The sequence below is a fragment of the Burkholderia seminalis DSM 23518 genome, assembly GCF_902832885.1.
In the GTDB taxonomy this organism is placed as follows: Bacteria; Pseudomonadota; Gammaproteobacteria; order Burkholderiales; family Burkholderiaceae; genus Burkholderia; species Burkholderia seminalis.
On the sequence record NZ_CADFDK010000009.1, the window covers coordinates 22,050 to 44,385 of the forward strand.

At 69.0% G+C, this 22,336-nt stretch carries 18 protein-coding genes and 1 pseudogene; 6 read left to right on the plus strand and 13 right to left on the minus strand.

Translation table 11 applies throughout. The features are described 5' to 3' along the window. Nucleotides 1-156 precede the first annotated feature (156 nt). The 7 genes and pseudogenes from HWX00_RS24700 to HWX00_RS24730 form a co-directional block, all read right to left on the minus strand. A complete protein-coding gene (locus HWX00_RS24700) occupies nt 157-1,221 on the minus strand; it encodes a 2-aminoethylphosphonate aminotransferase (protein ID WP_059556412.1) in 1,065 nt (354 codons plus the stop codon). Continuing rightward, nucleotides 1,221-2,402, minus strand: a complete 1,182-nt coding sequence (gene aepY / locus HWX00_RS24705; RefSeq protein ID WP_124669406.1) for a phosphonopyruvate decarboxylase — start codon at nt 2,400-2,402, stop codon at nt 1,221-1,223. The genes HWX00_RS24700 and aepY overlap by 1 nt, the downstream gene beginning before the upstream one ends. Continuing rightward, entirely contained in the window at nt 2,399-4,084 is a 1,686-nt protein-coding gene (gene aepX, locus HWX00_RS24710) for a phosphoenolpyruvate mutase (RefSeq protein WP_034191628.1), read from the minus strand. The genes aepY and aepX overlap by 4 nt, the downstream gene beginning before the upstream one ends. Next, nucleotides 4,081-4,848: a phosphocholine cytidylyltransferase family protein gene (locus tag HWX00_RS24715; RefSeq protein ID WP_175028980.1), complete on the minus strand. Its 768-nt coding sequence runs from the start codon at nt 4,846-4,848 to the stop codon at nt 4,081-4,083. Before HWX00_RS24715 ends, aepX begins: the two co-directional genes overlap by 4 nt. Nucleotides 4,849-4,883: 35 nt before the next feature. Continuing rightward, on the minus strand, nt 4,884-5,885 hold the full coding sequence (locus HWX00_RS24720) for an HpnL family protein (protein WP_034191626.1): 1,002 nt from the start codon (nt 5,883-5,885) through the stop codon (nt 4,884-4,886). Continuing rightward, entirely contained in the window at nt 5,882-6,691 is an 810-nt protein-coding gene (locus tag HWX00_RS24725) for a HalD/BesD family halogenase (protein ID WP_034191625.1), read from the minus strand. Before HWX00_RS24725 ends, HWX00_RS24720 begins: the two co-directional genes overlap by 4 nt. Further along, a pseudogene (locus HWX00_RS24730) lies at nt 6,688-7,370 on the minus strand (CDP-alcohol phosphatidyltransferase family protein). Before HWX00_RS24730 ends, HWX00_RS24725 begins: the two are co-directional and overlap by 4 nt. Nucleotides 7,371-8,032: 662 nt before the next feature. Here HWX00_RS24730 and HWX00_RS24735 point away from each other — a divergent pair. Beyond that, nucleotides 8,033-9,547 (plus strand): acetyl-CoA hydrolase/transferase family protein, encoded by a 1,515-nt coding sequence (locus HWX00_RS24735; RefSeq protein WP_034191623.1) that lies wholly within the window; start codon nt 8,033-8,035, stop codon nt 9,545-9,547. A gap of 30 nt (nt 9,548-9,577) precedes the next feature. Here HWX00_RS24735 and HWX00_RS24740 read toward each other — a convergent pair whose 3' ends face one another. Further along, nucleotides 9,578-11,107, minus strand: coding sequence for a DHA2 family efflux MFS transporter permease subunit (locus HWX00_RS24740; protein WP_034191622.1), 1,530 nt, complete (start codon nt 11,105-11,107; stop codon nt 9,578-9,580). Between the two features lie 135 nt (nt 11,108-11,242). On the opposite strand from HWX00_RS24740, the gene HWX00_RS24745 reads away from it, so the two are divergent. The 3 genes from HWX00_RS24745 to HWX00_RS24755 all read left to right on the plus strand — a co-directional run bounded on the left by HWX00_RS24745 (nt 11,243) and on the right by HWX00_RS24755 (nt 13,242). After that, nucleotides 11,243-11,683, plus strand: coding sequence for a MarR family winged helix-turn-helix transcriptional regulator (locus HWX00_RS24745; protein WP_034191621.1), 441 nt, complete (start codon nt 11,243-11,245; stop codon nt 11,681-11,683). A gap of 242 nt (nt 11,684-11,925) precedes the next feature. Continuing rightward, entirely contained in the window at nt 11,926-12,351 is a 426-nt protein-coding gene (locus HWX00_RS24750; protein ID WP_175028981.1) for a helix-turn-helix domain-containing protein, read from the plus strand. Nucleotides 12,352-12,450: 99 nt separating this feature from the next. Then, nucleotides 12,451-13,242, plus strand: a complete 792-nt coding sequence (locus HWX00_RS24755; RefSeq protein ID WP_175028982.1) for a hypothetical protein — start codon at nt 12,451-12,453, stop codon at nt 13,240-13,242. Nucleotide 13,243: 1 nt separating this feature from the next. On the opposite strand, the gene HWX00_RS24760 is transcribed toward HWX00_RS24755, so the two are convergent. Continuing rightward, on the minus strand, nt 13,244-14,125 hold the full coding sequence (locus HWX00_RS24760; RefSeq protein ID WP_069705274.1) for a helix-hairpin-helix domain-containing protein: 882 nt from the start codon (nt 14,123-14,125) through the stop codon (nt 13,244-13,246). 182 nt (nt 14,126-14,307) lie between these two features. Further along, entirely contained in the window at nt 14,308-15,843 is a 1,536-nt protein-coding gene (locus tag HWX00_RS24765) for a sigma-70 family RNA polymerase sigma factor (RefSeq protein WP_175028983.1), read from the minus strand. A gap of 293 nt (nt 15,844-16,136) precedes the next feature. Between HWX00_RS24765 and HWX00_RS24770 the strand changes: the two genes are divergently transcribed. Then, nucleotides 16,137-16,562 (plus strand): hypothetical protein, encoded by a 426-nt coding sequence (locus HWX00_RS24770; protein ID WP_034191617.1) that lies wholly within the window; start codon nt 16,137-16,139, stop codon nt 16,560-16,562. Nucleotides 16,563-16,605: 43 nt separating this feature from the next. Further along, entirely contained in the window at nt 16,606-17,418 is an 813-nt protein-coding gene (locus HWX00_RS24775; RefSeq protein WP_034191616.1) for an SH3 domain-containing protein, read from the plus strand. 126 nt (nt 17,419-17,544) lie between these two features. Here the strand turns inward: HWX00_RS24775 and ilvD are convergent, their stop codons facing one another. From ilvD to HWX00_RS24790, 3 genes are all read right to left on the minus strand, one after another. Further along, nucleotides 17,545-19,404: a dihydroxy-acid dehydratase gene (gene ilvD / locus HWX00_RS24780; RefSeq protein WP_175028415.1), complete on the minus strand. Its 1,860-nt coding sequence runs from the start codon at nt 19,402-19,404 to the stop codon at nt 17,545-17,547. A 270-nt stretch (nt 19,405-19,674) separates the two neighbouring features. Beyond that, complete coding sequence (locus HWX00_RS24785) at nt 19,675-20,697, minus strand: Ldh family oxidoreductase (RefSeq protein ID WP_034191614.1); 1,023 nt, start codon at nt 20,695-20,697, stop codon at nt 19,675-19,677. After that, complete coding sequence (locus HWX00_RS24790; RefSeq protein ID WP_175028416.1) at nt 20,690-22,282, minus strand: aldehyde dehydrogenase (NADP(+)); 1,593 nt, start codon at nt 22,280-22,282, stop codon at nt 20,690-20,692. The genes HWX00_RS24785 and HWX00_RS24790 overlap by 8 nt, the downstream gene beginning before the upstream one ends. Nucleotides 22,283-22,336 lie beyond the last annotated feature (54 nt).

Sequence of the window (22,336 nt, forward strand, 5' to 3'; positions counted from 1 at the left end):
TTGGCGTCCTCGCCCTCCTTTCGACGGGAGGGGGCGGTGCTTTGGAAGCGGCCGGCGTCGTACGACCGAGATGGGTCGACGCACGACACCCGTGGAATTCCTCGAACCAGAAAAAAGGCCCTTGCGGGCCTTCGATCGACGAGAAAGGGCGGCCGTTTAACGCGTCAGCGCCGTAAACCCTTCCAGCAACCGCTCGACGTCAGCCGCCTGAATCGCGCCCATCGTCGAGATCCGGAACAGTTCCTTCGACAACCCGCCTTGCCCCGCGTAAATCACGAAGCCGCGCGCCTTCAGCCCGTCGTGCAGCGCTTCGTACGTGACGCCTTGCGGCAGCCGATACGCGCGCAGCACGACCGACGACGCGCCTTCCGGCAGCACCAGCGGCATCCCGCGCGCAGCGAGCCCGGCCTGCGCCTGATCGGCGAGCGCCTTGTAATGCGCATGGCGCGCACGCCAGCCGCCGGCTTCATCAAATTCGCGCAGCGCCTCGACGAGCGCATAGTACGCATGCACGGACGGCGTAAACGGCGTGTTCCGCTGATCCTGCAGCTTCGCGAGACGGCCGAGATCGAGATAGTAAGTACGGCTTGCAGCCTTCGCGAGCGCGCGGCGTCGCACGATCACGAACGCCGCGCCAGGCACCCCGTGCAGGCACTTGTTTGCGGTCGCGGCAACCGCATCGATGTCGCCACCGGCGAAGTCGATCGCTTCCGCGCCGAAGCTGCTGACGCCGTCGACGAGCATCTTCACGCCGCGCGCGCGGCAGACTTCCGCGATCGCGCCGAGGTCGTTCAGGCGGCCCGTCGTCGTTTCGTGATGGATCACCGCGACGTGCGTGTAGCCGCCCGCGTCGAGGCGCGCGGCAATCTGCGCGGGATCCGGGGCCTGCATCCATTCATGCTTCAGCACGTCGTGCGCGATGCCGTACTGCGTCGCGATCTGCGTGATCCGCTCGCCGTACACGCCGTTCTCGATCACGAGCAGCTTGCCGTCCTGCGGCACGAGCGCCGCGATCATGCTTTCGACGGCCGCCGTGCCCGAGCCCGTCATCAGCACGGCCGTCCATTCGGCCGGGTCGAGTTCGTACGCGGCGACGAGGCGCGCACGCGCCTCATCCTGCAGATCGAAGAATTCGCTTTCGCGGTGGCACAGATCGGGTTGCAGCAGGCTGCGGCGCACGCGCTCGGTGAGCGTGACCGGGCCGGGGTTCAGCAGCAGCATCAATGGGCTCCTTCAACGTGTGCTTCGGTCTGCGTGGCGCCGATGTGCCGCATCAGACGGGTCTTGACCTCGACCGGCGTGACGGTCGGGCGGGGCAGGCCGTCGGGCACGCCCGTGCGGATCGCGACGCGCACGAACTGGGCGCCGTCGCCCGATGCGGCCAGCGTCGCATCGAGCACGTCGAGCGTGTCGCCTTCGAGCGCCGACGCATAGCCGCATGCGGCCGCGACGCCCGCGAACGACACATGCTGCGATACGGTTGCCTGGCCGCCCGTCGATTCGTGCGCGCCGTTGTCGAGCAGCACGTGCGTGAGGTTGGCCGGGCCGTAGGTGCCGAGCGTCGCGAACACGCCCATGCGCATCAGCGCGGCGCCGTCGCCGTCGACGGCGACCACGCGCAGGTCGGGGCGCGCGAGCGCGAGGCCGAGCGCGAGCGGCGTCACGCAGCCCATCGAGCCGACCATGTACAACTGGTTCGGGCGATCGTCGAGCGCGTAGAGTTCGCGGCCGCAGAAGCCGGTCGACGCGAGCACGACGGTCGAATCGACCGGCGTGTGCGCGATCACGCGCCGCAGCGCGTCGTGACGGGTCGGCCATGCATCGGCCGACACGGCGCGCGACGACGATTGCGCGGCGACATGCGCGCGCGGCTTGGCGGCCGGGTTCGCCTTCAGTTCATACGGCGCGACGCTGCCTTTCTGCATCACGAGCGCGTACGGGCGGCCCGTCGCGTCCATGTGCGCGATCGCGCGGTCGAGTGCCGGGCCGACCTGTTCGGGGTCGGTCGGGAACGTCTCCCACGGAATCTCCATCGTGTCGAGCATCGCGGGCGTGATCGGGCCCATCAGCGCATGCTGCGGCTCGTCGGCGACGCCCGGCTGGCCGCGCCACGTGACGATCAGCAGCTGCGGCAGGCGGAACGTCCAGGTCAGCGACGTGAGCGGGCTCACCGCGTTGCCGAGCCCCGAGTTCTGCATCATCGCGATCCCGCGCTTGCCGCCGAGCGTCGCGCCCGCGATCAGCGCGACCGCGTCGCCTTCGTTCGCGGCCGACACGTAGTTCAGCGTCGGGTCCTGCAGCACGTAGTTGATGAACGGCGTCAGGTACGAGCAGGGCACGCCCGCGTACCAGTCGAAGCCGCGTTCGCGCGCGGCCTCGACGAACTGGGCCGCTTCGATCATTGCGCGCCCCCGTTGCCGGCGCCCGGTTCGGACAGCGGCGTCTGGCCGTGCGCGAAGTCGCCCGCGCGGCGGAAGTCCTCGAGGTCGTTGACCCCGCGCCAGTGGCCGTGCACGTACTGCACCTCAATCTTCTCGCCGGCGGCGATCAGTTCGTTGAGCAGCGACGGAATGTCGAGCGTGTCGAAATCAGGGCGCGCCTGCAGCGTCGCGAGCATCGCCTTCAGGCGCTCGACACCGGCGCCGCGCACGTTCAGCAGGCCGATCCAGCGGCCGTGCGGCGTGCCCGCGGCAACGTCGCTCGACACGCGCTGCAGGTAGGTCTTCTGGCCGAACAGGCCGCGATCGTCGGCGGCCGAGCAGAGGGCGAAGTCGCGCACGCTCTGATTGGTCTCGGTGAGCGACGAATCGACCACCACGCTGAACTCGGCCTCGCTCTCCGCGAGGTCGCGCACGATGTAGCTGCGGAACAGCAGGTCGCCGTACGAGATCACGGTGTCGCCCGTCAGGCGTTCGGCCGCGCAGGCGAGCGACGCGAGCTCGCCGGTCTGCGCGTGGCGCTCGTTGACGACGAGCTTGATGCCCGACGTATCGATCGCATCGGCGCGATAGCCGCCAACCACGGTGATGTCGTTCACGCCGTGCGTCTTGAAGCCGTCGACGAGCCAGCGCAGCAGCGGCTTGCCGGCGACCGGCAGCATGACCTTCGGCTTGTCTTCGGTCACGGCTTCGAGGCCCTTGCCGCGGCTCGCGGCGAGCACGATCGCGGCATTCGACGCGCGCGACGACGACGACAGGTAGATACGCTCGGCCGCCGAGTACTCGTCGGCGTCCTGCAGGCGGAAGATCTCGTTGACCGATGCCACGCGGTCCTCGACGTTGATCAGCGTTTCGCTTTCGTGGATCTCGCGCGCGGTCGCCTGCATCGCGGATGCCGACGCGCGGATCAGATGATTCGCCCAGATCACGGTGCTGATGCCGGCCTGGCGGAACACGTCGGTCGGCGTGCTGTAGTACTTGGTCGGCACGATCACGAGCGGCGCCTTGCCGCTCCATTCGCGCGCGAACTGCAGGATCTCGTCCGGGCGCGACAGCTTGCTGTGGATCAGGATCGCGTCGGCGCCGGCTTCCGCATACGCGTTCGCGCGGCGCAGCGCCTCGTCCATACCCCAGCCGGCGATCAGCGCCTCGACGCGCGCGACGATCGAGAAGTCGGGATCGGTCTGCGAATCCTTGCCGGCCTTGATCTTGCCGCAGAACTCGTCGATTTCCGCGAGCGGCTGGCGCTCGCCGCCGATGAAGCTGTTCGTCTTCGGGAACTGCTTGTCCTCGATGCACACGCCCGCGATGCCGCGCTGTTCGAGCTTCTTCACGAGGCGGCGCACGTTGTTGAAGTTGCCGTAGCCGGTGTCGCCGTCGAGCAGGATCGGCAGGTCGCTCGCGTCGGCCATGAATTCGAGCACGTCGACGACCTGCGTCCAGCTCGCTTCGTTGTTGTCGCGCACGCCGAACTGCGCGGAGATCGCGAGGCCCGACGCCCAGATCCCCTTGAAGCCGGCTTCGCGGACGATGCGCGCGGACAGGCCGTTGTGCGCTTCCATCAGGAATTCGAGGTCGCTGCTGACGAGCATGCGGCGCAGGCGCGCGCTGCGCGATTCGGTGAAGTTGGGTTCGCGTGCGTTCATCGTGCGGCTCCTGCGGTCGTGCGTTGAATCAGGGGGAGGATGTCTTGGGTCGCGCGGGCGACGTCGTTCGGGAAGTCGATCTCGATCCACGGCGAGCCGGTGACGTCGGCCACGTCGAACGAATGGCCGCCTTCGAGCAGCAGGTCGCGCACGGCTTCCTCGTGCGGCAGGTTCGCGCGGCCGCTGTCGACGTAACCCGCGACGATCGTCGCGAGGCGGCGGGCGGTGCCTTCGGTGAAGCGGAAGAAGCCGACCGATTCGCCGATCGTGTCGTAGTCGAGGTCGACCGCGAGCTGCTTGCGCAGTTCGACCGGCACGCCGTTCTTCAGGCACAGCTTGACGGGCTCGTCGCCGGCCTCGAAGTCGCGGTCGATCAGCAGGCGGTCGACCGCCTGGTCGGCATCGGCCACCAGCGCATGCAGGATGTTCTCGTCGTACAGCACGTCCGCGTCCATCAGCAGCACGTCGCCGCCGCGCGTCATCGCATCGGCGACGGTATGCACGGTCAGCACGCTGCCGAGGTCGTAGCGGTCGTTGATCACGATCTCGGCCTGGCGGCCGAGGCGCTTCATTTCCTGCTCGACCTTCTCGTGCTGAAAGCCGAGCCCGAGCACGATCTCGTCGACGCCCGCGGCGTCGAGTACGCGCAGATGGCGCTCGAGCAGCGACACGTCGTCGAAGCGCAGCAGGCACTTCGGGAACTGCGCTTCGGGCGGTTGTTGCAGGCGCAAGCCGAGGCCTGCCGCAAGAATGATGGCTCGCATGGGTTCTCCAACCAAAAAGCCGGCGATCTGAACGATCAGTCGGCGAGCGGCTGCGGCGCACGGCGCCGCTGCCAGTTTCTTTCACTGAAATGCAGATAGAGCAGCCCGGGCAGGCCGAGCGCGAGTTCGCGCGCGCGCTTCGCGAGCGACAGCGCGAGCGCCGCGTCGGGCGGCAGTCCGACCAGCGGGGCGAGCAGCAGGTAGCCGCCTTCCTGCGCACCGAGCGAGCCGGGGATCGCGAAGGCCGCGCCGCGGATCGCCTGGCCGACGCTTTCCAGCAGCAGCGCGTCGAGCCAGCTCACCGGGTGCCCGAGGAAGTGCAGGGCGAGCCACACTTCCGCGGTGCCGACGATCCAGCCGACGAGGCTCAGCGCGAACGTCTTCGCGACCTTCGCGCGATCGCGGTACAGCGCGCCGACCGCGTCGTCGATCGCATCGGCGCGCGTGGCCAGCGACGACCAGTCGCGCGGGCCGAGCAGCTTCGACGCGAGGCGCAGGCCGCGGCCGAACAGCCCGCGCCGCTGCGCCGCGTAGAACAGCAACGCAAGCGCGCCGAGCACGCCGGTCGCGATCAGCGCGGGCGTGCGCAGGTGCGCGACCGACTCGTGCGTCGCATACAGGCTGAATGCGGCGACGCCGATCAACGCGAAGGCCATTTGGGCAAGCGCCTGCATCGTCGTGCTGACGGTTACGGCCGCCGCCGCGTCGGCCATTCGCGTGCCGCGCTGCGCGAGGTGGCGCACCATCAGCACGGGGCCGCCGATCTGCCCGGCGGGCAGCAGGCTGTTGACCGATTCGCCGACCCAGCGCGCGCGCAGCGCGTTGCCGAGATCGGCACCGGGCTGCCCGCGGCGGAACATGGCGGAGATCGCCGTCGCATCGATCACGAGCGGCACGACATGGAACGCCGCGACGAGCGCGAGACCCCAGCCGGCCGCGAGGAACGTGGACGCGACCGCGCCGATGCCCTGCCAGGCAAGGAGTGCAATGAAGAGTGCGGTCCCGAGGGACAGCAGGATGAGGCCCGCGCGCGTCATGACCCGGTCGTGCGTCGCGTCGCCAGTTGCTTGAACACCTGGCGGAAACCGAAATACGCGATCGCGTCCTTCATGTTCGAGATGAAGCGCTTCCACGGCCGCATGCCGGGGTTCGTCACGTATTCGAACGTGAGCGACACGCGCATCTCGTTCTGGCCGAGCGGCGTGATGCGGTGACGCAGCTTGTCGCCGTCGAACAGCACGATGCCGCCGTCGGCGATCTGCACCGAGCCCGGTTCGTCGGCGACGTCCGGGTTGCGCGTGTGCAGCTCGTAGTCGAGCCGGCACGACGATTCGTCGATCACGCCGATCAGCAGCGTGTAGCGACGGCCATCGTAGTACGACGTGTCGTAATGCCAGCCGATGTGGTCGCCGGGCTTCGTGTAGTAATACAGCGCGTACGCGTGCGGATCGTCGTCCGGCGACAGCATCAGCTTGTCGCCCGTGACTTTCTCGAGGAAGCCGATCAGCGCCTTCGAGCGATAGAGCTCGGCGATGTACGGCGCCTGCTCGTCGATCGTATGACGGCTCACGCTGCCGCCCTGCTTGTGGCCGGGCAGGTAATTGCGGTTCAGGCCGGCCTGCATCGCGCGGGCGGCGCTCGCGAGTTTCGCGTGCGCGTCGGCGGGCAGGAACGTGTCGAGGTACAGGAACGAGCCCTGGCGCGTGTAGTCGCCGCGCAGGCGGTCGAGGTCGAGCCGGCCGACGCGGTCGGCCACGGTGCGATCGGGGTCGGCCGCGGCCGCGCGCACGGGCGCGGGGCGTGCCGGGCTCAGCACGGAGTCGTCGCGCGTGCTAGGAGTCATTTGGAAGCCTGGATTTCGGTTGAATTCTGCGGAGCGTTGCCACGGCGGACGATGCGCCACCAGTCGATCACGACCCATGCGGCGAACAGCGGGGCGCCGATCGATGCCGCGAGCAGGAACGGCTCGACGCCGTCGACGAGCGTCACGATCGGCAGCAGGTACAGCACGTCTTCGGTTTCGAAGCCGCCTGCGAACGCCTGCTTGGTGCCGGCCTTGCCGGCGATCGATTCGATCCGCATGCGCAGGAAGAAGATCAGCGCGACGGCCGCACCGGCCACCGCGCCCAGCAGCACCGGCGACGCGGCCATCTGGCCGCCCTGGGCGACGATGCCGAGCCCCATGCTGACGAACAGCGCGACCGTGACGAGCGCATCGGCCGCGAGATCGTAAAAATGACCGATCATGCTGGACTTGCCGCTGATGCGCGCGAGTTCGCCGTCGGTGTGGTCGACGAAGTTCGACAGCACGATCAGGAACGCGCCGGCATTGCTCCAGCCGAAGCCGCCGTGCGCAAGGCACCAGGCACCGGCGAGGCCGATCAGCAGACGAAGGGTAGTCAGGTGATTCGGGGTGACCGGCGTATCGACGAGCGGTCGGACAAGCGAGCGCGCGAGCCGCGCATCCCAGGTGCGTGGCAGGGGGGGGGCTCGGCGCGTGTGGCGGTTTTTCTTTGGTCCATCGGCGAAATATATACGGAATTGTAATTTGTTGCTTTTTATTCGATCAATGTCCTGACATGCGGGAGTGTTACCGCGTCTTGCACGTATCGGCCCGCCGAAGCCGGATGCGCGACAGGGCGGCCGATCGGGATGGCAGGCGGCGTCGCCGGGCCCGTCTTCCAGTGTGGTTCGCGTCACGCCGCTGTCAAGGACGGGCGGGCCTCGCGGGCCGATGCGGCGGAGATTTTCGCGCGCGGCGGCGAGCCGTGCGCAGCGCATGCGACGTTGACGTGCGTCAGGTCCGGCAAAGCATCGTCGGGCGACAATCGGCCGCGCCGCGACTTCATCGGCCATTGCCGATGTCGGGCGGCGAATTGCAATGGAAATCCGCCGATTGATGCGCGACGGTTGGCGATCGTCGTCCGGCCATTCGCTCCGATGCTTTCGCGCACCTTTCGGGTGCATCGGGAGGCGCGGATCGACTGTCACAGAACGGTCGTTCGATACCCGGCATATTCGGTAAGGATCTTTTGCATCCAGCGGACATTTCGCGGCGACGGCCTCTGCGATACTCCGGCCATGCCTGTGGTGCCGGCCGCCCCGCGCGGCCCCAAGGGCTTCATGTCGCTCAGGAGACACCCCCCGCGACGTCAACGACAGACCCCAGCGTCAGAAACCTGCCATGTCTTCATCACGCATCCTCGCTCCCGCCCTGCGTTCGCTCGTCCGCACCGCCGACGAAGCCGCCGCGCTGATCCGTCCCGGCATGACCGTCGCCATGAGCGGCTTCACCGGTTCGGGCTATCCGAAGGCCGTCCCGGCCGCGCTTGCCGCCCATATCGACGCGGCGCACGCGCGCGGCGAGGACTTCCGGATCAACGTGCTGACCGGCGCGTCGACCGCGCCCGAACTCGACGGCGCGCTCGCCCGCACCAACGGCATCTCGATGCGGCTGCCTTACCAGTCCGACCCGACGCTGCGCGACAAGATCAACGGCGGCGAAGTCGATTACCAGGACGTCCACCTGAGCCACGTCGCGCAGTACGCATGGTTCGGGCTGTACGGCGATCTCGACGTCGCGATCGTCGAGGTCGCGGGCATCCGCGAGGACGGGCTGCTGATCCCGTCCGCGTCGATCGGCAACAACAAGACCTGGCTCGAACGCGCGAAGCACGTGATCCTCGAGGTGAATGCGCGCCAGCCGCTCGGCCTTGACGGGATGCACGACATCTATTACGGCACCGCGCTGCCGCCGCATCGCAAGCCGATTCCGCTGACGAAGAGCGACGACCGCATCGGCGAGCCGTACCTGCGCTGCCCGGCCGACAAGATCGTCGCGATCGTCGAGACCGACGCGCCCGATCGCAGCAATGCGTTCTCCGCGCCGGACGCGACGTCGAAGCAGATCGCGCTGCAACTGATCGACTTCCTGCGCCACGAAGTGAAGCGCGGCCGCCTGCCGGAAAACCTGCTGCCGCTGCAGTCGGGCGTCGGCAACATTACGAACGCGGTGCTCGCGGAGCTCAGCTCGGCCGGCTTCTCGAACCTGACGGCCTATACCGAAGTGATCCAGGACGGCATGCTCGACCTGCTCGACGACGGCACGTTGAGCTTCGCGTCGGCCACCGCGTTGTCGCTGAGCCCGGCCGCCGTGCAGCGCTTCGCCGACGAAATCGCGACGTTCCGCGAAAAGATCGTGCTGCGCCCGCAGGAGATCAGCAACCATCCGGAGCTCGTGCGCCGCCTCGGCTGCATCGCGATGAACGGGATGATCGAGGCCGACATCTACGGCAACGTGAACTCGACGCACGTGATGGGCACGAAGATCCAGAACGGTATCGGCGGCTCGGGCGACTTCGCGCGCAATGGCTATCTGTCGTGCTTCATGTCGGCGAGCACCGCGAAGGGCGGCGCGATCTCGCGGATCGTGCCGATGGCGAGCCACGTCGACCATACCGAGCACGACGTCGCGGTGGTCGTCACCGAGCAGGGCCTGGCCGACCTGCGCGGCCTGTCGCCGAAGCAGCGCGCGCGCAAGATCATCGCGACCTGCGCGCATCCCGACTACCGGCCGATGCTCGAGGACTACTTCGAGCGCGCGTCGCGCGAGAGCTTCGGCAAGCACACGCCGCACCTGCTCGCCGAGGCGCTGTCGTGGCACGAGCGCTACGTGCGGACCGGCACGATGAAGGTCTGACGCGGCGTCGGACGGGCGCATGCGCGCCCGTCAGTCCATCGCCGCGTGCGCGACGTCGACGCTCGCCGTTTTCTGCGGCGGGCGGATCAGCAGCAACAGCGGGATCATCAGCAGCGTCGCCACGAACATCAGCTTGAAGTCGTTCAGGTAAGCGATCATCGCCGCCTGCTGGTTGATCGTGCGATCGAGCAGCGCGATGTCGAGGCGGCTGCCGGCCAGCGCCTGCACGGCCGGGTCGAACGGCGTGATGTGGGTCGCGAGGTCGGCATGCGCGACCTGCGTGTTGCGCGTCATCAGCGTCTGCACGATCGAGATGCCGATACTGCTGCCGATGTTGCGCATCAGGCTGTAGGTGGCCGTGCCGTCCGCGCGCAACTCCGGCGGCAGCGTCGAGAACGACAGCGCGCTCAGCGGCACGAACACGAGCCCCAGCCCGAAGCCCTGGACCACGCCCGGCCACACGATGTCCGATTCGGACAGCACGACCGTGTACTGCATCATCTGCCATAGCGCGAGCGCGGAAATCGCGAGCCCCGCGAGCAGCAGCATCCGTGCATCCACGTATTTCAGCAGCCTGCCGACGAGCAGCATCGCGATCATCGTGCCGGCGCCGCTCGGCGCGGTGACGAGGCCCGTCGTCGCGACCGGGTAGCCCATCAGGTTCTGCAGCATCGGCGGCAGCAGGGCGCGCGTCGCGTACAACACCGCGCCGACGACGAAGATGAACAGCGTACCCGTCGCGAAGTTCGGGTCGCGCAGCAGCTCCGACTTGAAGAACGATGCCTTGCCGACGGTCGCCGTATGCACGAGGAAGAACGCGAAGCTGAGCGCCGCGACGAGCGCCTCGATGCGGATCTCGTACGAACCGAACCAGTCGAGCTGTTCGCCGCGGTCGAGCATGGCCTGGAACGCGCCGATCGCGAGCGCCAGCGTCGCGAAGCCGAACGCATCGAATTTCACGTGCGGGCGCGGCGCGCGTGCCGGCAGGAAGGTCATCACGCCGGCGAGCGCGAACGCGCCGATCGGCACGTTGATGAAGAACACCCAGCGCCAGTTGTAGCTGTCCGTGAGCCAGCCGCCGAGCGTCGGGCCGAGGATCGGGCCGACCATCACGCCCATCCCCCAGATCGCCATCGCCTGGCCTTGTTTCTCGCGCGGGTTGATGTCGAGCAGGATCGACTGCGACAGCGGCACCAGCGCGGCGCCGAACACGCCCTGCAGCAGCCGCGCGCCGACGATCTGCACGAGCGTCTCGGACAGCCCGCACAGCGCCGACGCCACCGTGAAACCCGCGATCGACACGATCAGCAGCCGCTTGACGCTCAACCGGTCGGACAGCCAGCCGGTGAGCGGCGTCGCGATCGCCGCGGCGACGATGTAGGAGGTCAGCACCCACGTGATTTCGTCCTGCGACGCGGACAGCGTGCCCTGCATGTGCGGCAGCGCGACGTTCGCGATCGTGCTGTCGAGGGTCTGGATCAGCGTGGCGAGCATGATCGACAGGGTCAGCATCGGCCGGTTCAGGGCGGGCGAGGCGGGGGCGTCGGCGGCGGGGTTCAAGCGGGTGTCTCCGTCGGGCGATCGCCGTGGGCGGCGATCCGGTATGGTTCAAATTATAAGCATGCTTATTATAAAGCCACTTATCGCCTGGGAGCGAGCCGCGGCCCGCCGGCGGCTTGACCCTATAATCGGCGGATGGACAAGACTTACGAGAACCGGATCGGTTACCTGATCGCCGACGTGGCTCGCCTGAACGGACGCCTGTTCGACCGGCGCGCGAAGCGCATCGGGCTGACGCGGGCACAAAGCCGCGTGCTCGCGTACCTGACGTGGAAGGGCGAGATGAACCAGGCGCGGCTGGCCGAATGGCTCGAGATCACGCCGATCTCGCTGACGCGCCTGCTCGACCGGATGGAAAGCTACGGCTGGATCGAACGCATCGCGAACGACGACGACCGCCGCGCGTTCGTGATCCGGTTGACCGACAAGGCGCGGGAGATCTTTCCGCAGATGCTCGAAGTGGGCGATACCGTCGCCGACGACGGGCTGCGCGGCTTCACGTCCGACGAGCGCGATACGCTGGTGCGGCTGCTCGGACGCGTGCGTCACAACCTGATCGATTGCGGCGGGGAGTGACGCGGGCGCCCGTTCGGGCGCACCGGCGGCCGGCTGAGCGAGCGCTACCCGGCGCGGCTCGTGTCATGCCGGGTGTTCAACGGACCGGCACCGCGAGCGCGAACACCGCGACCCAGGGACCCGCCCCGTACGATGGCCGCTGCGTGGCGCGGCGCAATACGGGGCGGTTTCATGGCGTTTCCGGCTTGCGTTCGCGTAGTCGAGTCACTATCTTGCAACTTCAAGTTCACTTGAGGTCAAGCATGAGCTGTCTGGACATTGCCGAGGTGGCGCGGCGCTCGGGATTGCCCGCGTCGACGCTGCGCTACTACGAGGAAAAAGGGTTGATCGTTCCGGTCGGCCGGCACGGGCTGCGGCGGCAATACGACGAATCGGTGCTGGAGCGTCTGGCACTGATCGCGCTCGGCCGCGAGGCCGGTTTCTCGCTCGACGACATCCTCGCGATGGTCGGCACGGACGGCCAGCCCGCGATCGATCGCGCGAAGCTCGACGGCAAGGCCGACGAACTCGACCGCACGATCCGCCGTCTCGGCGCCGTGCGCGACATGCTGCGGCACGCGGCCGTGTGCCCGGCGCCGAGCCACCTCGAATGTCCGTCGTTCCGGAAGCTGCTGCGCATCGCCGCGCATCGTCATCCGGCGCGTCGCACGAAGACGGACGGTGCGTAGGCCGTGAGCGCGCGCGATGCGCGGGTGGCAGTCGCAGTCCGGCCGAAAGTCGAAAACGAACACGGAAAACAACGGGGTTGCCGCGTGTCGATATTGCTCGTGCCATTGCTTGTGCTTTATGTGCTTCCGGCCGCGTATGCGGCATCGAAGGTCGGGCCGCATTACGGGTTTCTCGCGGGGTGCGCGACGATGGCGGGGGTGCTGGCGGCGCAGACCATGCTGCTGACGTGGGGCGCCGCGGCGGTGAAACGGCGGCGTGGGGCCGGCGGGCAGCCTGGGGCGACCGTACCGGCCGAACCCGCCGATGGCCGCGAGGCCGAGCCCGAAGACGAGGCGGGCGACGCGCCCGGCGTGCAGCTTCGATACGGCGAGCATGCGCGATTCAAGCAACTGGTTCTGATTGCCGGCGCCGCGCACAGCGGCGTCGCGCGTCGTTTCTACGACAAGGCGAAGCAGGCGATCGAAGCGTTCGTGGAAGTCGAGGCGGGGCGCGACGGTTCGGGCGCGGCGATGGTGCGGGCGGCCGAACTGGCGCCGGCGGACGGCCTGTCGCCGCCGGCGGACGAAACGCTGACCGTGTTCGTGTCGGACGACGGCGCGTGGTCGGGGTTTCGCGTGGGCGACGACAGCTTCCGGTTTCGCCACGGTGCGATCACGGGGCTGCGACTCACGATGGTGATGCCGGTTCGCTGGAACGGCGACTACATGGTGACGTTCCGGTTCGACGTGCCGAAACGGGGAGCGGTCGGCGCATACGTCACGCATTCGACGTGGTTCGATCTCGGCGTGGCACATGCCGAACGCCGGTCACGCGCGCTCATCCGTGCCTGTCGCGAGATCGCGTCCGTGCTCGACGTGGCGTTCGACGTCGACGAAACCTCGGACGACTGACTCATCCCGCGTAATACACGCGGCATTCCATCTCGCGTCCGCGCACGATGCGCTTGCCGACGAGCGAGCCGTACGTTTCGGTGAAGACGGTGCGCTGGTGCTCGCGCTGCACGGCGTCGTAGAAATAGAGCGAGACCCAGTCCGTCGGGCGGTCGGCCTCCGGCGTGCGCATCGCGGCATGCAGGCTCAGCGCGGTGAAATGCCAGCCGCCCTTGGTCATGTGCATCACCGGCGGCGGCACATAGCCGTCCGCGTTCAGGCGCCGGTGCGCGAGCGTCGGCAGCATGCCGGCGGCCGCCTTGTGGCGGTACTGGCGGTCGATATAGAGCAGCAGTTCGACGGGCGGCTCCGTGCCGGGGCCGGCATGTTGCATGTGACCCTGCCAGCGCCGGCGCCGGCTCAGCACGTCGTCGAGCGCGGTGCGGATGCCGGCCGCGCGCCGCGGGCCGACCCCCGCGATCGTTTCGAGCTGGCCGTTGCGAGCCGCGCGTTCGAGTTCCTCGAGCGTATCGATGTGCAGCAGGTCGTGGATGCGCAGCGCGAGCGCATGGCCGATGCCCGGCACGGCTTCGAACGCGGACGCGCGCTGGGCGTCGCCGCACAGCCGGTCGAGCTGGCGCCAGCGGCCCGTCACCAGCAACTCGGCGATCGCCTGCGCGACGCCCGTGCCGATTTCGGGCAGCGCGCCGAGCGCGTCGATGCCGCCGGATTCGAACACGGTGCGGATATCGCGGTCGAGCGCCTCGACCGTCTCGGCCGACGCGCGGTAGGCGGCGACCCGGTAAGGATTCGCGCCCTGGTCGGCCAGCCGCTGCGCGGCCTCGCGCAGGCAGGTCGCGATGTGGCGGTTTTCCTCGAACGTTTGGCTGGCGGTCGTCTGCATGGCGAGGGACCTGGGGAAGCTCAAACGGAATGGACGCGGCGAACGATGCGCCGGTCGGCCTTTTCCACCATTGTCGCGGCACGCGACGAAGAAAACTTGATGCACGTCAATGGCAAACGTAGCACATGCGCGAAGCGCACGGTCGTGCCGGTTGGCGGCACGACCGTGCGGCGCGGGTGCGCTTACGCGTCGAGGAACGACTGCGCGTTCTCGGCCTCGGCTGCCGTGCGCAGCGCGGCGAGCGCCCGTTTCTCGATCTGCCGCACGCGTTCGCGCGACATGCCCGCGTCCTGCGCGATCGCGTCGTACGTATCGGGCTCGGCGCCGCCGAGGCCGAACCGCCGGCTCAGCACGTCGGCCTCGGCCGGCGTGACCGACCGGAGCAGCGACCGCACGCAGTCGCGCATGCGGGTGTCGGCCAGTCGCTCGAACGGGCTGGCCGAGGTTTGATCCTCGATCAGTTCCACGAGCCCGGTGTCCGCGTCGGGCAGCGGCGTGTCGAGCGACACCGGTTCGGCCGGCAGGGCGAGCACCGCGCGCAGTTTGTCCTCGGCCAGGCCGGTTTCGGCCGCGAGCTCGGCAGGCGTCGCCCGCCGGCCCGTGCGCTGGCGAAAGCGCAGCGCATGCCGCTGCACGCGCTGGTACTGGTCGCCGACGTGTACCGGCACGCGGATCGTGCGCGAGCGATCGGCAACGGCACGCGTGATCGCCTGACGAATCCACCAGGTCGCATAGGTCGAGAACTTGAACCCGCGCCGGTATTCGAACTTCTCGATCGCGCGCATCAGGCCGAGGCAACCGTCCTGCACGAGATCGGACAGGTCGACGCCGCGGTTCATGTGCTTGCGCGCGATCGACAGCACGAGCCGCAGGTTTGCCTCGAGCATCGCGCGCGTCGCGTCGCGCACTTTCTGCTGGCCGTCGCGCAGCGCGGCCCCCAATGCCCGCCGCGCGACCGCGTCGAAGCGGGCGGCTTCGCCCGTCGCGGCGTCGTGCGGCGCGGTCGCGAGCGCGTGCACGGCGCGGCTGGCGTCGTCGATGGCCGGGGCCGCCCATGGCAGCGAACCGAGCAGGGCGGCCATGGCGTTGCGCGCGTCGCGATAGGCGTCGGAACGGAAGCCATGCGCGTGCAACGCGTCGCGCAACGTCGAGACGGCTGCCTGCAGCACGTCGTAGCGGGCGGGTTCGGACGTGTCGCCGTCTTCGTCCTCAGTCGTGCCGGTGGCAGCCGCCGCACCCGTTGCCCGGTGGCGCGCAAGCAGCGCGTCGACCGCCGCCGGATACCCCGCGATCGCGTGCAGCACCTGATGGCGCCCCGTCTCGATTTCGCGGGCGAGCACGATTTCGCCTTCGCGCGTCAGCAGCGGCACCGCCTGCATGCGCCGCATGTAGAGCGCGAGCGGATCGGTCGACGCACTCGTGCCGCGTGCGAGTTCGCCGAGCATGGCCCGGCCTTCGTCGAGCGTGTCGCGATCGACGTCGACCGGCGCCGCGGCGGCGAACGGTGCGGGCGCGGCCGGCTCGTCGAGCACGGCGATGCCGATGTCGGCAAGCGCGGCGCGCACGACGTCGAGCGCATCGGGGCTGTCGCTTTCGGGCGGCAGCGCGTCGACGAGGTCGGCGTGTGTCAGATAACCCTGTTCGCCGGCAAGCGCCAGCAACTGGATGATCGGATCGAGCGGTGTGTCCGCCCGGGAAGTGGGGCGTGGCGTAGTCATGTCGATGGCGGCGCGAGCCGCGTTCCTGTCGGGGCGGGCCGAAGCTCGCCGGTTTGCGGTGGCCGGTTGCTCGCGAACGCTCGTCCGCGCCGGTCAGCCTGACATCGTTCAAGTTGAGGGCATTTGCGCCAACTTCAACGTGGGCGCCGCGGACGAGCAGCACACCGCGTGCCCGCGCCATCCGGGCCAGGAAACAAAAAGTAACCGATCATACGCGCGGAAATCTGCAGGGGACGTAAGCTAGAGTCAGGCGCGCGCCCGGCGGCGGCGCGCGGATTCTGCCGGAGCACGAGATGAACCCGATTCCCGCCGCGAGGCCTGCCGTCATCGCGCTGGCCGCGCTGACGCTCGGCGGCTGCTACTACACGAGCCCGTACGGTTATGCGCCTTATTACGCACCGGCGCCCGCGACGGTGTCACAGCGTGAAATTCCGGTTGCGCCGGCCACGCCCGGTCCGGCCCCTTCCACGGTACCAGCCACCCCGGACTACGTCGAAGCGCCGGCGCCGGTATATGTCGCGCCGGCCTATGTGCCGGCGCCGTATCCATACTACGCCCCCGCGTATTACCCGGGCTGGTACGGGCCACCCGTCACGATCGGCTTCTGGGGCCGCTGGGGCGGCGGCGGATACTGGGGCGGGCGCGGCGGCTACTGGCATCGTCCGTGGGGCGGCGGGCATTGGGGTGGCGGCCACTGGGGCGGCGGCCATCGGCACTGATCGGCATCGGCCGGCGCGCGGCGGCACCGCGCGGGAGAGCATCATGAGAAATACGTTTGTCCGCAGCCTGTGCGTCGTCCTGGTGGGCCTGGCGGCCGCGCCGGGCATGGCCGACGCGCAGAGCAGCGCTTACACGAATTCGCCGGCCGAGCTGTTTGCCGGGCCGGCGCCCGATTATCCGGTGGTCGCGCAGATCCCGCCCGATACCGCGCTGGACGTATTCGGCTGCCTGAGCGATTACTCGTGGTGCGACGTCGCGCTGCCGGGCGTGCGCGGCTGGATCGATGCGCAGTTGCTCGAATATCCGTACCAGGGCAGCTACGTACCGTTGCTCGAATACGGCGCGATCATCGGGGTCCCGGTGACGGGATTCGCGATCGCCGCGTACTGGGATCGCTATTACCGGCACCGGCCGTGGTACCACGACCGCGATCGCTGGGCGCATCGTCCGGAGCCGCGGCTCGGCCCCGGCGGCATGCCGCCGGGACAAGGCCGTCCGCAGCCGGGCGGGCCGATGCAGGGTGCGCCGGGCGGCCCGCCGCCCGTGCACGACGCGCGGCCGTCGGCCGCACGCGGCGGCTGGAACGGCGCGATTCGCACACCGCCACCGGCAGCGCCGGCGCCTTCACCGATGCCGGGAGGCGCGGGCAACGCGCGTCCCGCCAACCCGCCGCCGGCCGTGGTGCGCCCGCAGCCCGCGCCGGGTGGCGAGGCGCGGCCGATGCCGCCGCCGGTGCGCCAGGGAGGCGGGGGCGGCGGCGGTTACGCGCGGCCTCAAGGCGGCGGAAACGGCGGCGGTAACCACGGCGGCGGAGGCGGCGGGGGCGGTGGCGGCCCCGAGGAATTCCGTCATTGACGTCGCCGGCGCCGCGGATCTCCCCGTGCGCCGGACGAAAAAAAGCCGCTCCGGAGAGCGGCTTTCGATTCGGGCTTGCGGTCGGTTGCGTGGCCGGCAACCGATCGCCGGCATGCGCCCTTTGCGTCAGTCGTCGAGCAGCGACAGGTCGCGCACGGCGCCCTTGTCGGCCGACATGACCAGTTTCGCGTACGCCTTCAGTGCGGCGGACACCTTGCGCGGACGCGGCTGCGCCGGCTTCCAGCCCTTCGCGTTCTGCTCCTCGCGGCGGCGCGCCAGTTCCTCGTCCGACACCAGCACGTTGATCGTGCGGTTCGGGATGTCGATGCGGATCTTGTCGCCGTCGCGCACGAGGCCGATCGCGCCGCCTGCTGCCGCTTCCGGCGAGCAGTGACCGATCGACAGGCCCGACGTACCGCCCGAGAAGCGGCCGTCCGTCAGCAGCGCGCAGGCCTTGCCGAGGCCCTTCGACTTGATGTAGCTGGTCGGGTAGAGCATTTCCTGCATGCCGGGGCCGCCCTTCGGGCCTTCGTAGCGCACGATCACCACGTCGCCGGCCTTGACCTTGTCGTTCAGGATGTTTTCGACTGCCTCATCCTGCGATTCGGTCACATGCGCCGTGCCTTCGAGCACGAGGATGCTCTCGTCGACGCCGGCCGTCTTCACCACGCAGCCGTCGAGTGCGATGTTGCCCGTCAATACGGCGAGGCCGCCTTCCTTCGAGAACGCATGCTCGTACGAGCGGATGCAGCCTTCGGCCCGATCGAGGTCGAGGCTCGGCCAGCGCGTGTTCTGGCTGAACGCGACCTGCGTCGGGATGCCGGCCGGGCCGGCCTGGTAGAACGTGCGGACCGCTTCGTCCTGCGTGCGGACGATGTCCCACTGGTCGAGCGCGTCCTTCAGCGTCGGCGCGTGGATGGTCGGCACGTCGGTGTGCAGCTTGCCGGCGCGGTCGAGCTCGCCGAGGATCGCCATGATGCCGCCGGCGCGATGCACGTCCTCGATGTGGTACTTGTTCGTGTTCGGCGCGACCTTGCACAGCTGCGGCACGACGCGCGACAGGCGGTCGATGTCCTTCATCGTGAAGTCGATGCCGGCTTCCTGCGCGATCGCCAGCAGGTGCAGGATCGTGTTGGTCGAGCCGCCCATCGCGATGTCGAGCGTCATCGCGTTTTCGAACGCCTTGAAGCCGACCGAGCGCGGCAGCACGCGTTCGTCGTCCTGCTCGTAGTGCTGGCGCGTCAGTTCGACGATGCGGCGGCCGGCACGCTTGAACAGCTGTTCGCGATCGGCGTGCGTGGCCACCACGGTGCCGTTGCCGGGCAGCGACAGGCCGAGCGCTTCGGTCAGGCAGTTCATCGAGTTCGCGGTGAACATGCCCGAGCACGAACCGCAGGTCGGGCAGGCCGAGCGTTCGACTTCGGCGACTTCGGCGTCGGAATACGACGGATCGACCGCGATCACCATCGCGTCGACGAGGTCGAGCTTCTTCACTTCGATGGCCTTGGTGACCGGGTTCGCGAGACGCGTCTTGCCGGCTTCCATCGGGCCGCCCGACACGAAGATCACCGGAATGTTCAGGCGCATCGCGGCCATCAGCATCCCCGGGGTGATCTTGTCGCAGTTCGAGATGCACACCATTGCGTCCGCGCAGTGCGCGTTCACCATGTACTCGACCGAGTCGGCGATGATGTCGCGGCTCGGCAGCGAATACAGCATGCCGTCGTGGCCCATCGCGATGCCGTCGTCGACCGCGATCGTGTTGAATTCCTTCGCGACGCCGCCGGCGGCTTCGATCTCGCGCGCGACGAGCTGGCCGAGATCCTTCAGGTGCACGTGCCCGGGCACGAACTGCGTGAACGAGTTGACGACCGCGATGATCGGCTTCGAGAAATCGTCGTCTTTCATGCCGGTGGCGCGCCACAGCGAGCGCGCACCTGCCATGTTGCGGCCGGCGGTGGAGGTTTTGGAACGGTAAGTGGGCATTGTGGTTGCTGAAGAAAGATCGCGGGAAAAGGGTGGAGGCACGGGAATAAAGGCCTCTCTCGCGCCCGTGCGAACAACCTCTTGAGCTGCGCCCTGGGCAAACCCGTCAATTATCCCACAGCCGCCGCGGGCGTGGCGGCCATGGGCCGGCGACGGGCCGGTGCCGCGCGACGGGCGGGGCGGCGGCGTGCTGCCCGCCTGGCCGGTTCGGGAAGCGGCGCAGACGCCTGCGCGTCGACGACGAATGCGCGCCGCCCCCGCGCCCGGGCGTCAGTCGAGCAGCGTCAGGATCTCGTCGTACAGTGCCTTCGGAACCCGCACGCCGTTCGCGATGCTGCGCGCGCGGGCGTCGAAGCGCCGCTGCGACGGCAGCCGCGCACCCTGCGCGACGATCGACTCGAACATCCGTTCGCCGCGTGCGAGCCCCGCGTCGAGATCGTCGCCGAGGAACACCTTCGGGTCGAACGCGATCACGAGCTCGCCGTGGCACGGCGTCGCGCCGACGCCTTCGTCGAAATCCATCGATTCGCGGCTCGTCATGTCGCCGATCAGCGCGCCGCCGAGCAATTCGACCATCGCCGCGAGCGCCGAGCCCTTGTGGCCGCCGAAGGTGCGCATCGCGCCCTGCAGCGCGGCCTTCGGATCGGTGGTCGGCCGGCCGTCGGCGTCGATCGCCCAGTGCGACGGAATCGCCTTGCCCTGCTTGGCGTGCAGCTCGATGTCGCCGCGCGCGATCGCGCTCGTCGCGAAATCGAACACGAACGGCTCGCCGCCCGGGCGCGGCCACGCGAACGCGATCGGATTGGTGCCGAACACGGGTTCGCGGCCGCCTTCCGGTGCGACCCAGCTATGGCTCGGGTTCATCGCGATGCCGACCAGCCCTTCGGCGGCGATCGCCTCGACTTCGGGCCACAGCGCCGAGAAGTGGTAGCAGTGGTTGATCGTCATCGCGGCGATCCCGTGCTGCTTCGCCATCTCGACGAGCACCGGCAGCCCGGTTTCGAAGCTCAGCAGCGAGAAGCCGCGATGCGCGTCGACGGAGACGATCGACGACGACAGCTTGCGCAGCGTCGGCACGGCTTGCGGATCGACCTTGCCCTTTTTCAGCGAGCGCACGCAGACGAGCAGCCGGTACACGCCGTGCGAATGGCACTCGTCGCGCTGGCCTTGCGTGATCACGCTGGCGATGGCCCGCGCATGCGCGTCGGACATCCCGTGGTGCGTCAGCACGCGCAGCGCGAGCGCATGGACTTCAGCGAGCGACAGGACGACTTCGGCGGTTTGCTCAGTCATGATTCACCTCGCGCGGCGCGGGCACGCCGTCGATGCGCTGCGGCACGTGCAGCGGATTGCCGTCGCGCAGCGCGTCCGGCAGCAGCGCATCCGGCAGGTCCTGGTACGACACCGGGCGCAGGAAGCGCTCGATCGCGCGTGCGCCGACGGACGTCGTGCGCGTGTCGGACGTCGCCGGGAACGGGCCGCCGTGCACCATCGCGTGGCCGACCTCGACGCCCGTGCCGAAGCCGTTGACGAGAATGCGGCCGGCCTTGCGTTCGAGCGTCGGGCGCAGCGCGGCGAACAGCGCCGCGTCGCCGTCGGCCAGGTGCGCGGCGATCGTCAATTGGCCTTCGAGCGACTTCAGCACGCGATGCAGCGTATCGGCATCCGCGCAGCGGACGATCAGCGATGCGGGACCGAACACTTCGTCGCGCAGTTCAGGGTGCGCGATGAACGCGTCGGCCGAGGTCGCGAACAGCGCCGCACGGGCCTGATGGCGGCCGCCTTCCACGCCTTCGGCCAGCAGCTCGACCGCATCGTGATGGCGTAGCGCCGCGACGCCTTGCGCATAGCTCGCATGAATGGGCGGCGTCAGCATCGTCTGTGCGGCCGCCGTGCGCACGGCATCGGCCGCCGCGGCTTCGAACGCGCGCAGCGCGGGGCCGTCGACGGCGAGCACCAGGCCGGGGTTCGTGCAGAACTGGCCGGCGCCGAGCGTGAGCGATGCGACGAATTGCGGCGCGATCGTTTCGTGGCGCGCCTCGAGCGCGGCGGGGCACAGCAGCACGGGATTGATCGAGCTCATTTCCGCATAGACCGGAATCGGCTCGGGGCGCGCGGCCGCGATATGCATCAGCGCGACGCCGCCGCGGCGCGAGCCGGTGAAGCCGACGGCCTTGATGCGCGGATCGGCGACGAGCGCCTGGCCGATCTCGCGCGATGCGTCGAACAGCAGCGAGAACACGCCGGCCGGCATCCCGCATTCGCGGGCGGCCTGCTGGATCGCGCGGCCAACGCGTTCCGACGTGCCCGGATGCGCGGAATGGGCCTTCACGATCACCGGGCAGCCGGCCGCGAGCGCCGACGCCGTATCGCCGCCGGCGACCGAGAACGCGAGCGGGAAGTTCGACGCGCCGAACACGGCGACGGGCCCCACCGCGACGTTGCGCAGCCGCAGGTCGACACGCGGCAGCGGCTTGCGCTCGGGGCGCGCCGGATCGATCCGCGCGTCGAGAAACCCGCCGTCGCGCACGAGCGACGCGAACAGCGCGAGCTGGCCGACCGTGCGGCCGCGTTCGCCTTCGACGCGTGCGCGCGGCAGCCCCGTCTCGATGACGCAACGCTCGATCAGGTCGTCGCCGAGCGCCATGATGTGGCGGCCGATCGCGTCGAGAAACGCGGCGCGGGCGTCGAGCGACGTTTCGCGATAGATGTCGAACGCGTCGTCGGCGAGCGCGCAGGCCGTCTCCAGGTCGTGCAGGCTCGCGCCGCCGAAAGCCGGTTCGAGCGGTTCGCCGGTGGCGGCGGCGATCGCGTGGAGGGTGCCGTTCTGTCCGGTGACGGCGGACTGGCCGATCAGCAGTTGACCTGTGAGTTGCATGGTTTTCCTCGGAAAAAGCAGGGACCGGGCGTGGTGCGCCCGGCCGCGGGGAGC